Genomic DNA, 1,522 nt, shown 5'->3' with positions numbered 1-1,522 from the left:
GGGCGGGGCGATCAGCGGGCCCGGCACGAGCGCCGGGGGGATCAGCCGGTGCCCCGGCGGCGTGGGTGGCGTGCCCTGCGCGTGGGCGGCGATGGCCTCCACGGCGAGCCGTGTCACCTCGGCGGACATCTCGGGGACGGGCAGTTCGATGCGCGGCAGGTCCTGACCGCCCACGTCGTCGGGGAGGTTGCCGACCGCCACGACCGCCAGGTCCTCGGGCACCCGCAGCCCCTCCGCCGCCACGGCGGCGAGGACGTGCGGGAGCGCCGCCACGTGCTGCACCACCAGGGCGGTCGGCGGGCGCTCGCCGTGCAGCAGGGTGCCGATGCGCCGCGCGAGCCGCGCCATGTCCCCGGTCGACTGGTGCACGCGCACGTCGGCCCCGGTCTCCGGCGCCGCGCGGCACGCTCCGGCCACGCCCCGGATCGCGTAGCCGCGCCGCGCCTGGATCTCGCGCTCGGTGGTGGCCAGGTACGCGATGTCCCGGTGGCCGGCGGCGGCGACCTCGTGGACGGCAAGGGCGGCGGCCGCCTCCCAGTCCAGATCGGTCCACGGCAGCGCGGAGTCGTCGGCGGACCGCCCCAGCAGCGCCGTGGGGAAGCCGAGTTCGAGCATGGCCGCGATGCGCGGATCCTCCATCTCGACGGCCATCAGGATCGCGGCGTCCGCCTGGCCGCCGCGCGCGATGCGGCGCAGCCCCGGCACGCCTTCCCGCGCGGTCATGAGCAGGACGTCGTAACCGTGGGCGCGGGCCGCGTCGCTGATGTAGATGGCGAATTGCCCGTCGACCGCCCGGTAGCCGCCCGCCACGCGGGGGAAGGCCAGCGCCAGCACGTTGGTCCGCGCGCTGCGCAGCGTGCGGGCGCTCGCGCGCGGGTGGTAGCCGAGCTCGTCGATCGCCTGCTGCACGGTGCGGCGGGTGTCCTCGGAGATCTTGCGCGAGCCGCTCAGAACGTACGACACGGTGCTCGGTGCGACCCCGGCGCGCTCGGCGACGTCCTTGATCGTGGTCATGCGGCTCCTTCGCGACCCGTGTGCCGGGTTGTCGAATCGATTCGTCGAATCGATTCACCACTACGGAGCACGATGCTATGTCGGCCCCCCGGGGTGAGGCAATGGCCCCCGCCCCGTCGTGCCGGTGTGTGACGCATGCCGCGAGCCGGGGAGGGCCGGTGCGGGCGGCACCGACGGGGCGCCGGGAGGGCGTCCCGTGTGGACGAGGCAACAGCGGCACCGCTGGGCGCCGCGATCGGCGCGTTCGGTTCGGTGGGCACCGGCGGCTTCGCCCGGGCGGCGATGCGGGGGCGGTGACGTGAGCGGGGGTTCACGTGCCGCGCCGCCACGGGGTGCTTGCGCGGATGACGCAGGGCCTCCCGCGCTCTGGATTGCACGCAGTGGAGGCGGTCGTGGGACGCCGCCTTCCGACGCTGCGCCGACGTCGACCACGTCCTCAGCTACCCTGCCGTCACCGCCGCCGCCGGCCTCCTCGCCGGCCTCGCCACCTCCCGCCCCCTCGGCGGCC

The 1,522-nt window shown here is 75.9% G+C and carries 1 protein-coding gene; it reads right to left on the bottom strand.

Going from position 1 to position 1,522, the window contains the following annotated elements; all coding sequences use genetic code 11:
- Positions 1-1,014 (bottom strand): LacI family DNA-binding transcriptional regulator (locus tag PV341_RS44990; protein WP_500361025.1); only part of this gene is annotated, 1,014 nt, incomplete at its 3' end.
- Positions 1,015-1,522: the final 508 nt, after the last annotated feature.

The sequence above is a fragment of the Streptomyces sp. PA03-1a genome (assembly GCF_033792805.1).
Taxonomy (GTDB): domain Bacteria; phylum Actinomycetota; class Actinomycetes; order Streptomycetales; family Streptomycetaceae; genus Actinacidiphila.
The sequence above is the reverse complement of the archived record's forward strand: the minus strand, read 5'-3'. Positions and strand labels throughout refer to the sequence as shown.